The sequence below is a fragment of the Gordonibacter sp. genome (assembly GCF_036667095.1).
GTDB lineage: Bacteria > Actinomycetota > Coriobacteriia > Coriobacteriales > Eggerthellaceae > Gordonibacter.
On record NZ_JAVWUP010000064.1, the window covers coordinates 1 to 1,221 of the forward strand.

The 1,221-nt window shown below is 60.9% G+C and carries 1 protein-coding gene; it reads left to right on the forward strand.

Going from position 1 to position 1,221, the window contains the following annotated elements; genetic code table 11:
* Positions 1–262: 262 nt before the first annotated feature.
* Positions 263–1,221, forward strand: a 959-nt coding sequence (locus tag RR842_RS07475; protein ID WP_332729366.1) for a YaaA family protein, incomplete at its 3' end; no start/stop codon positions are given.

The following is a 1,221-nucleotide window of genomic DNA, read 5'->3' on the forward strand; positions in this document are numbered from 1 at the left end:
CTCCTGTTTTTTGTGCACGTTCAATTTGGCATAGATGCGCTTCGAGTGCATGCGCGTCGCGCTCCGGAACTTGTGCTCATACGCGTGGCGTGGGGCAGGGATATCTTTCGAGTAAAGTGCGCTCTGCTGTGCTATTCCCTGCAACGTCGCTTTGGTGTTTTCCGGCATCTTCATAATGCGCTTCGCTTTCTATATGATGCATATGACGGCAGGGATAAGCCTGTAGCGTCCTGCGTCGATTCAGTTAGAAGGAGAAACAAAGATGTCCCTGCGCTTCATCGTGTCGCCTGCCAAGAAGATGAACGTCGTGGACGACGCGTTTGCCTGGCGCGACCTACCGGTGTTCCTCGATCGCACCGAGGCGCTGATGGAGGCGATGCGCGGGCGGTCCTACGATGAAGTGAAAGCGCTCTGGCGTTGCAGCGATGCGCTGGCGCAGCTCAACCACGAGCGCTTCCGAACGATGGACCTCCGCAAAAGCAGCTTGACTCCCGCGGTCCTCGCGTACGAGGGCATCCAGTACCAGCACCTTGCCCCGCAGGTTATGGAGGCTACCCAATTGGAATACTTGCAGGAGCATCTGCGCATCCTTTCCGGCTTCTACGGCGTGCTGCGTCCCTTCGACGGCGTGGTTCCGTATCGTTTGGAGATGCAGGCGAAGCTCGGCGTGGGCGATGCGCAAGACCTTTACGCCTACTGGGGAGATGCCTTGTGCCGCTCGCTTGCTCAGGAGGCCGATACGATCGTGAATCTAGCCTCGGTAGAGTATGCCAAGGCCGTGCTGCCTCATGCAGCTGACTTGTTTCGCTTGCAGCAGGCTTCTGGGGGTCGTCTTGCCCGAGCCGGCGAGCGTGCCGAGCCGGAGCCGAAGCGCGCTCAAGCGGGCACCGTGCCGTCCGAGTTCCCGCAGGTGCCCGCCGCGCCCCACGTACCCACTGCCTTACATGCACCCGCTGCCCTGCATGTACCCACTGCTCTCCACGAACCCGCCGCTCTCCACGAACCCGCTGCTCCACATGTCGTCACCTGCTTGTTCGGCACGGTCGTGAACGGCAGGCTGGTACAGCGCTCGACTGCCGCAAAAGCGGCGCGTGGCTCGATGGTGCGCTGGTGCGCGGAAAGCAACGTGCGCCGCGTGGCTGACCTGCTGGCGTTCGATGTGGCTGGCTACGCTTATGATAAGGAACGCTCGTCCTGCGACTGCTTGGTGTTCGTTCGCTG